General features: G+C 72.4%; 7 protein-coding genes. All 7 read left to right on the top strand.

Annotated features, from left to right (window positions below; translation table 11 throughout):
* Nucleotides 1-600: HypE family hydrogenase expression/formation protein (locus tag VJ693_RS03840; protein WP_324152145.1), on the top strand; the 600-nt coding region annotated here is incomplete at its 5' end.
* A gap of 16 nt (nucleotides 601-616) precedes the next feature.
* Entirely contained in the window at nucleotides 617-2,347 is a 1,731-nt protein-coding gene (locus VJ693_RS03835; protein WP_324152144.1) for an enoyl-CoA hydratase-related protein, read from the top strand.
* Nucleotides 2,344-3,822: a sigma-54 dependent transcriptional regulator gene (locus VJ693_RS03830; protein ID WP_324152143.1), complete on the top strand. Its 1,479-nt coding sequence runs from the start codon at nucleotides 2,344-2,346 to the stop codon at nucleotides 3,820-3,822. The genes VJ693_RS03835 and VJ693_RS03830 overlap by 4 nt, the downstream gene beginning before the upstream one ends.
* A gap of 2 nt (nucleotides 3,823-3,824) precedes the next feature.
* On the top strand, nucleotides 3,825-4,847 hold the full coding sequence (locus VJ693_RS03825) for a HupU protein (protein ID WP_324152142.1): 1,023 nt from the start codon (nucleotides 3,825-3,827) through the stop codon (nucleotides 4,845-4,847).
* Nucleotides 4,844-6,286 carry a nickel-dependent hydrogenase large subunit gene (locus VJ693_RS03820; protein WP_324152141.1) on the top strand — a complete coding sequence of 481 codons (1,443 nt, stop codon included), beginning with the start codon at nucleotides 4,844-4,846 and terminating at the stop codon, nucleotides 6,284-6,286. The genes VJ693_RS03825 and VJ693_RS03820 overlap by 4 nt, the downstream gene beginning before the upstream one ends.
* Nucleotides 6,287-6,288: 2 nt before the next feature.
* Nucleotides 6,289-7,668 (top strand): sensor histidine kinase, encoded by a 1,380-nt coding sequence (locus tag VJ693_RS03815; RefSeq protein WP_324152140.1) that lies wholly within the window; start codon nucleotides 6,289-6,291, stop codon nucleotides 7,666-7,668.
* 36 nt (nucleotides 7,669-7,704) lie between these two features.
* A partial coding sequence (locus tag VJ693_RS03810; protein ID WP_324152139.1) for a VIT family protein occupies nucleotides 7,705-8,343 on the top strand: 639 nt, incomplete at its 3' end.

The following is an 8,343-nucleotide window of genomic DNA, read 5'->3' as shown; positions in this document are numbered from 1 at the left end:
GGCGTGTTCATCAGCACCACCGGCGTTGGCGTCGTGCCACCGGGGGTGCAGGTGGGCGGCGAGCGGGCGCGGCCGGGCGACGTGCTGCTGCTGTCGGGCACCATCGGCGAGCACGGCGTGGCGGTGCTGTCCAAACGCGAGTCGCTGGAGTTCGAGACCACGATCGAATCGGACACCGCGGCGCTGCACGGGCTGGTGGCGGCGATGCTGGCCGTGGGAGGCGAAGGCGTGCGCGTGCTGCGCGACCCGACGCGCGGCGGCCTGGCCACCACGCTGAACGAGATCGCCAAACAATCCGGCGTCGGCATGCTGATCGACGAAGCCGAGATCCCCGTGCTGCCGCAGGTCGATGCCGCCTGCGAGTTGCTGGGGCTGGACCCGCTGTACGTGGCCAACGAGGGCAAGCTGGTCGCCGCCTGCGCGCCTGAGGTGGCCGATGCGGTGCTCGCGGCCATGCGGGCCCACCCGCGCGGCGCGGCGGCGCGGCGCATCGGCAGCGTCATCGATGATCCGCACCACTTCGTGCAGATGAACACCCGCTTCGGCGGCCGGCGGGTGGTCGATTGGCTCAGCGGCGAGCAGTTGCCCCGCATCTGCTGAGGGCCGCGGTTCCACCTTGCGCATCCTGCTGCTGTCCCACAGCTTCAACAGCCTGACGCAACGGCTGCACGGTGAGCTCGGCCGGCGTGGGCACGTGGTCTCGGTCGAACTCGACATCGCCGACAGCGTGACCGAAGAGGCGGTCACGCTGTTTCGGCCGGATGTGCTCGTCGCGCCGTTCCTGAAGCGTCGCATTCCGGAGTCGGTGTGGCGCGCGCTGCCCTGCCTCGTCGTCCACCCCGGCATCCCCGGCGACCGCGGCCCTTCGGCGCTGGACCGCGCGGTGCTGCGCGGCGAGGCCGAGTGGGGCGTGACGGTGCTGCAGGCCGACGGCGAGTTCGATGCCGGGCCGGTGCGCGCGTGGCGTGGCTTTCCGATGCGCGAGGCCGCCAAGGGCAGCCTGTATCGCCATGAGGTCACGTGCGGCGCGGTCGAGGCGGTGCTCGAAGCGATCGGCCTGGTCGGTGGCCCGCCGGCGGCGCTGGCTGCGCTGCGCGGCCAGCCCTGGCCGCTGCTTCGCCAGGCCGAGCGCGCGATCGACTGGGCCCGCCACGGCAGCGCCGAGGTGCTGCGCCGCATCCGCAGCGGCGACGGCAATCCCGGCCTGGCCGATGCGCTGTTCGGCCAGGCCTGCCACCTGTTCGACGCCCACCCCGTGACGCCCGCCGCACTGGCCGCCGCCCCGCCCGGCGCGCCGGGCGAGGTGGTGGCGCGGCGTGCCAACGCGCTGCTGCGCCGCACGGTGGACGGCGGGGTCTGGATCGGCCACGCGCGCCGCGCGCCGACCGCCGGCCCGCCCGACGACGAGCCGCCACTCAAGCTGCCCGCCACCGACGCCTTCACCGAGCAGGCGGCGGCCTTGCCCGAGCTGCCCGTGCCCCTGCGGCGCGACGCCGGCGAATGGGACGAACTGCATTACGAGGAACTCGGCCCGCCCGGCGCGCGCGTCGGCGTGCTGGCCTTCGAGTTCTACAACGGCGCGATGTCGACCCGCCAGTGCCGGCGCCTGCGCGACGCGCTGGGCGAGGCCCGCCGCCGCGACACCCAGGTGCTGCTGCTCACCGGCGGCGCTGATTTCTTCAGCAACGGCATCCACCTGAACACGATCGAGGCCGCGGCGCAGCGCGAGGGCGACAGCGCAGCCGACGAATCGATGCGCAACATCGAGGCGATCGACGACGTGGCGCTGGAAATCATCTCCATGACCGACCGCGTGACGATCGCCGCGATGCGCGGCAACGCGGGCGCCGGCGGCGTCTTCCTCGCGCTGGCGGCCGACGAGGTCTGGGCGCACGAGGGCGTGGTGCTCAATGCGCACTACCGCAACATGGGCAACCTCTACGGCTCGGAGTACTGGACCTATCTGCTGCCGCGGCGCATCGGCCCCGAGCGCGCGCAGGCGCTGATGCACGAGCGGCTGCCGCTGGGGGCGCGCGCCGCGGCCGAGCTGGGCTTGATCGACGTCACGTTCGGCAGTGGCGGCGCGGGTTTCCTGCGTGAAACCCTGGCCCGGGCCCAGGCGCTGGCGGGGCAGAATCTAATTTCCCGGCTGGCGCAGAAGCAGCAGCGGCGCGCGGCCGACGAGGCCACCAAGCCGCTGGCCGAGTACCGCCGCGAAGAACTGGCCCAGATGCACCGCAACTTCTACGGTTTCGACCCGAGCTACCACGTGGCGCGCTACCACTTCGTGCACAAGCTGGCCCACGCCTGGACGCCGCGCCACCTCGCGGTTCACCGCAAGCAATGAACGCTCCCGAGCGCACCCCGCCGCCCGCCGAGCTGCTGCCGGTGGTGCTCGTCGTCGACGACGAGGTGCGCTCGCAGGATGCACTGCGCCGCACGCTGGACGAGGAGTTCCGCATCCTCACGGCGAGCAGCGCCGACGAGGCGCGTGCGCTGATGGCGCGGCACGAGGTCAACGTGATCCTGTGCGACCAGCGCATGCCGGGGCAGAGCGGCGTCGAGTTCCTGAAGGAAGTGCGCGAGGTCTGGCCCTCGACCGTGCGCATCATCCTGTCGGGCTACACCGACAGCGAGGACATCATCGCGGGCCTGAACGAGGCCGGCATCTACCAGTACATCCTCAAGCCCTGGGTGCCCGATGCGCTGCTCGAGACGGTGCGCACCGCGGCCGAGACCCAGACGCTGCAGCAAGGCCTGCACCGGCTCGAGCTGGACCTGCGTGCCGGCGCCCCCACGCTGCGCCAGCGCGCCCGCGAGGGCCTGGCCAAGGCACGCAGCGCCTTCGATTTCGGCCGCATCGAGCGTGCGCCAGGCAGCCCGCTCGATGGCGTGTGCGCCATGGCCGCGCGCGTAGCCCGCTACGACCTGTCGGTGCTGGTGCTCGGTGAGTCCGGCACCGGCAAGGAGCTGATCGCCCGCGCGCTGCATTACGCCAGCCCGCGTGCCGCGGCGCCCTTCGTCATCGAGAACTGCGCGGCGCTGACCGATTCGCTGCTCGAATCCGAGCTCTTCGGCCACAAGCGTGGCTCGTTCACCGGCGCCTTCGAAGACCACGTGGGCCTGTTCCAGCGCGCGCACGGCGGCACCATCTTCCTCGACGAGATCGGCGAGACGACGCCGGCCTTCCAGGTCAAGCTCCTGCGTGTGCTGCAGGAGGGCGAGGTGCGGCCGGTCGGCTCGACTCGCTCGATCCCGGTGGACGTGCGCGTGATCGCCGCGACGCACCGCCAGCTCGAAGACGATGTGCGCGCCGGGCGCTTCCGTGAAGACCTGTACTACCGCATCGCCGGCGTCACGCTGCAGGTGCCGCCGCTGCGCGAGCGCGCCGGCGACATCGCGCCGATCGCCCAGCGCCTGCTGCGCGACGTAAGCGCCGAGCTGGGCCGGCCCGGCATGCGCTTCGCCGACGAGGTGCTGCCCACGCTGATGGGCTACCCCTGGCCTGGCAACATCCGCGAGCTGCGCAACGAGATCGGCCGCGCGCTCGCGCTGACCGACGGCGAGGCGGTGCCGGCCTCGGCCTTCTCGCTGAAGGTGCTGCACGGCCAGGCCGGCCTGGCCAACGCCCGCGCGGGCGCGCCGACCCCCGTGCCGCAGACCGGCACGCTCGCGCAGCGGCTGGAGGCCATCGAGGCCATGGTGCTGCGCGAGGTGATGCTGCGGCTGCGCTGGAACAAGACCCACGCCGCGAAGGAGCTGGGCCTGTCGCGCGTGGGGCTGCGCGCGAAGCTGCTGCGCTACGGGCTGGAGGACAAGTGACCATGGCCACGCCGGCGTTCAACGTGCTCTGGCTGCAATCCGGCGGCTGCGGCGGCTGCAGCATGTCGCTGCTGTGCGCCGACACGGCCGACTTCGCCGGCCTGCTGCGGCACGGCGGCATCAACCTGGTGTGGCACCCGTCGCTGTCGCTCGAAAGCGGCGGTGAGATGCTGGGCGTGCTGGCGCAGTGCCTGGACGGGCGCCTGCGCCTCGACGCGCTGTGCATCGAAGGCTCGTTGCTGCGCGGCCCCAACGGCACTGGCCGCTTCCACCTGCTGGCCGGCACCGGCGTGCCGATGGTCGAATGGGTCAAGCGGCTCGCGGCGGTGGCCGATCACGTGGTGGCGGTGGGCAGCTGCGCCGCTTGGGGCGGCATCACCGCCGGCGGCGAGGGGCCGGGCCGCAACCCGACCGAAGCCTGCGGCCTGCAGTACGAGGACGACCGCCCCGGCGGCCTGCTGGGTGCGGGCTTTCGCGGCCGGGCGGGCCTGCCGGTCATCAACATCGCCGGCTGCCCCACGCACCCGAGCTGGGTGACCGACACGCTGATGGCGCTGGCCGCCGGGCTGTTCGGCGAGGCCGACCTGGACCCGCTGAACCGCCCGCGCTTCTACGCCGACCAGCTCGTGCACCACGGCTGCACGCGCAACGAGTACTACGAGTTCAAGGCCAGCGCCGAGAAGCCGTCGGACCAGGGCTGCATGATGGAGCACATGGGCTGCAAGGGCACGCAGGCCCACGCCGACTGCAACACCCGGCCGTGGAACGGCGAGGGCTCGTGCACGCGCGGCGGCTACGCCTGCGTGAGCTGCACCGAGCCGGGCTTCCAGGAGCCGGGTCACCCCTTCCACGCCACGCCGAAGATCGCCGGCATCCCGATCGGCCTGCCGACCGACATGCCCAAGGCCTGGTTCGTCGCGCTGGCCTCGCTGTCCAAGAGCGCCACCCCCAAGCGCGTGAAGCAGAACGCCGTCGCCGACCACCTGGTGGTGACGCCGGCGGTGCGAAAGACGCGGCTGAAATGACCCGCCTCGTCGTCGGCCCGTTCAACCGCGTCGAGGGTGACCTCGAGGTGCAGCTCGACATCGCCGACGGCACCGTGCGCTCGGCGCAGGTCAATGCGCCGATGTACCGCGGCTTCGAGCAGATCCTGCAGGGCAAGGAGCCGCACGATGCGATGGTGTATGTGCCGCGCATCTGCGGCATCTGCTCGGTCTCGCAATCGGTGGCCAGCGCGCGGGCGCTGGCGGGGTTGAGCGGCGTCGAGGTGCCGCCCAATGGCCAGCATGTGATCAACCTGATGCTGGCGATCGAGAACCTGGCCGACCACCTGACGCATTTCTACCTGTTCTTCATGCCCGATTTCACCCGCGCCGTCTACGCCGGCCGGCCCTGGCATGCCGAAGCCCTGCGCCGCTTCGAGGCCCAGCAGGGCGCGCATGCGCGGCTCGCGATCGCCGCGCGCCAGCGCTGGTTCACGCTGATGGGCACGCTGGGCGGCAAATGGCCACACACCCACAGCGTGCAGCCCGGCGGCTCGTCGCGGCCGGTCGAGGCGGCCGAGCGCATACGGCTGTTGGCCCGGGTGCAGGAGTTCCGCGCGTTTCTGGAAGACACGCTGTTCGGCGCGCCGCTCGAAGCCATCGGCGCGCTCGATGGCGAGGCGGCACTGTCCAGGCACGAGGCCGGCGATTTCCGCCTCTTCCTCGAAATTGCAGCCGACGCCGGCCTGCACGCGCTCGGGCCCGGCCCGGGGCGCTACCTCTGCTACGGCAGCTTCCGCCAGCCCGACGGCAGCCACGCGGCGCCGCCCGGCGTGTGGGATGCCGCCACGGCACGCTTCCAGCCGCTCGACACCGCCGCGATCAGCGAAGACGCGACCCACACCTGGCTGGCCGACGAGGGCGGCCCGCGCCACCCCGCCGAGGGGCTGACGCAGCCCGCGCCGGACAAGCCGGCGGCCTACACCTGGAACAAGGCGCCGCGCCTGGGCGGGCAGGTCATCGAGACCGGCGCAATCGCGCGCCAGCTCGCCGCCGGCCAGCCGCTGCTGCGCGAGGCGGTGGCCCGCCACGGTGGCACGGTCTACACACGGGTGCTGGGGCGCTTGATTGAGCTCGCCCGCGTGGTGCCGATGATGGAAAGCTGGCTGCGCGCGCTGCGCCCCGGCGAGCCCTGGTGCGAGCGTGCGCCGCTGCCGCAAGACGGCGAAGGCGTGGGCCTGACCGAAGCCGCGCGCGGCAGCCTGGGCCACTGGCTGCAGGTGCGCGACGGCCGCATCGCGAACTACCAGATCGTCGCCCCGACGAGCTGGAACTTCTCTCCGCGCGACGCCGCCGGCACCCCCGGCGCGCTCGAGCGCGCGCTCGAAGGCGCGCCCGTGCGCGAGGGCGAGACGACGCCGGTCGCCGTGCAGCACATCGTGCGCTCCTTCGACCCCTGCATGGTCTGCACGGTGCATTGAGCATGCAGCGCCACCCGAAGCCCCCGCCATCGCCGCTCGGCGACGAGCAGCGCCGCCAGCTCACGCAGGTCGACGGCGTGGCCGAGGAGACCTGGCTGGACGTGATCCAGAAGATGGACGAGGTCTACTCGCAGCTCGTGCGCGACGAGATCGCGCTGGAAGAGAAGAACGCCGAGCTCGAACGCTCGCAGCGCTTCATCTTCAGCCTGCTGACCGCGATGAGCGACGTGCTGGTCGCCTGCAACGAGCAGGGCGTGATCGAGGAGACCAACGCGGCGCTGTGCGAGCTGGTCGGCCGCAGCGACGAGGCGTTGCGCGGCACCAGCGTCTACGCGCTGCTGGCCGGCGACGATGCGCAATCGCGCGTGCGCGGCATCGTCGAGAGCCGGCTGTCGTCGCGCTCGGGCGCGGTGGTCGAGATCGACCTGATCGATGCGCAGGGCGGGCCGGTGCCGGTGGACCTGAACGCCACGCCGCGGCTGGACGCGGCGGGGCGGCGCGTCGGCTACGTCTTCGTCGGCCGGCCGATGGGCGAGTTGAAGCGCGCCTACCACCAGCTGCAGGAGGCCCACGAGGCGCTCAAGCGCACGCAGCAGCAACTGCTGCATTCCGAGAAGATGGCCTCGCTCGGCCGGCTGGTGGCCGGCGTCGCGCACGAGCTGAACAACCCGATCAGCTTCGTGCTCGGCAACGTGCACGCGCTTCGGCGCTACATCGACCGCCTGAAGCAGTACCTCGCCGCGGTGCATGCCGGCGCGCCGGCGGGCGAACTGGCCGCGATGCGCGCCAAGCTGCGCATCGACCACCTGCTGGACGACCTGCCGCCGCTGATCGAAGGCACGCTCGAAGGCGCGCAACGCACGGCCGACATCGTCAACGGGCTGAAGCGCTTCTCGGCGGTCGACCGCGAGGAATCGGCCGAGGTCGATCTCGGCCGCGTGATCGAACAGGCGATCCACTGGGTGAAGAAGGGCACGGCGCCGACGCTCGAGGTGCACTGGCAGCCGCCGTCGCCGCCGGTCAGCGTGCACGGCAACGCCGGGCAATTGCTGCAGGTGATGATGAACCTGATCCAGAACGCCTACGACGCCGCCGCCGCGGCGCCCGCGGGCGGGCAGGCGCCGACGGTCTGGATCACCGCGCAGGCCGAAGGGCCGACCGTGCGCGTCGCGATCCGCGACAACGGCCCCGGCATCCCCGAGGCCCACCTGACGCGGGTCTTCGAGCCCTTCTTCACGACCAAGCCGGTCGGCAAGGGCACCGGCCTGGGCCTGTCGATCAGCTACGGCGTCGTCGAGCGCCACGGCGGCCGCCTGAGCGCGGCGAACGCCGCGCAGGGCGGAGCGGTGCTGACGGTGGAGTTGCCGCGCTCCGGCTCGTGAGTGCACGTTCGCCATCAACCCGAGGACACCCCCACCATGCCTGCGTTTCGCCGCCACGCGGAGTGGCACCGGACCGATCGGATCGGCTGGCTGCGCGCCGCCGTGCTCGGCGCCAACGACGGCATCGTCTCCACCGCGAGCCTCGTGGTCGGCGTGGCCGCCGCCAGCGCCAGCCACGGCGACATCCTGGTCACCGGTGTCGCGGGGCTGGTGGCCGGTGCCATGTCGATGGCGGCCGGCGAATATGTCTCGGTCCATTCGCAAGCCGACACCGAGCAAGCCGACCTGGCGCGCGAGCGGACCGAACTCGAAGCGGACCCCGCGGCGGAACGGCGTGAACTGACCGCCATCTATGTGGCCCGCGGGCTGGCGCCCGATCTGGCGCGGCAGGTCGCCGAGCAGCTGACGCGGCACGACGCCCTGGGCGCCCATGCACGCGACGAGCTCGGCATCTCCGAGGCCTTCAGCGCACGGCCGGTCCAGGCCGCGCTCGCGTCGGCCGCCAGTTTCGCGGTCGGCGCGGCGCTGCCGCTGGCCGTGACGGCGCTCGCACCCGCGCCCGGGCTGATCGCCTGGGTGTCGGGCACCTCGCTTGCCTTTCTGGCCTTGCTGGGCGCCGTCGCCGCCGGGGTGGGCGGGGCCGGCGCGCTGGTCGGCGCCTGGCGGGTCACATTC

It is taken from the genome of Ideonella sp., from assembly GCF_035254525.1.
GTDB lineage: Bacteria > Pseudomonadota > Gammaproteobacteria > Burkholderiales > Burkholderiaceae_C > Ideonella.
This window is presented reverse-complemented; position numbering and strand designations above follow the sequence as displayed.